1 protein-coding gene is annotated in these 288 nt (G+C 44.1%); it reads right to left on the bottom strand.

The window, feature by feature from the left end; translation table 11 throughout:
* Positions 1–288: uracil-DNA glycosylase (locus AAEY83_RS14010; RefSeq protein WP_351059752.1), on the bottom strand; the 288-nt coding region annotated here is incomplete at both ends.

Genomic DNA, 288 nt, shown 5'->3' with positions numbered 1-288 from the left:
GCTCATTCGTTTTTGAAAAATGCTGACAGCCAAAAAAGCCTCTATGCGCCGAAAGCGGCGATGGGTGCGGCCCTTTTAAAATATGATGGCGAGCGCTATCTATGCCTTTACCTTTTTTTTGTGCATGTGCACCCCATAAAATAAATACCACACCTTCGCAGTGCTTATTAATATGGGCAATTACATTATCGGTAAATTGCTCCCATCCTAAATGCTTATGTGAATGCGCTTGTCCTTGCTCCACGGTCAATACTGTATTGAGTAAAAACACGCCCTGATCTGCCCAGC

It is taken from the genome of Psychrobacter sp. TB20-MNA-CIBAN-0197 (genome assembly GCF_040309765.1).
GTDB lineage: Bacteria > Pseudomonadota > Gammaproteobacteria > Pseudomonadales > Moraxellaceae > Psychrobacter > Psychrobacter submarinus.
Note: the sequence above shows the minus strand (reverse complement) of the source record. Positions and strands in the feature narration are given on the sequence as shown.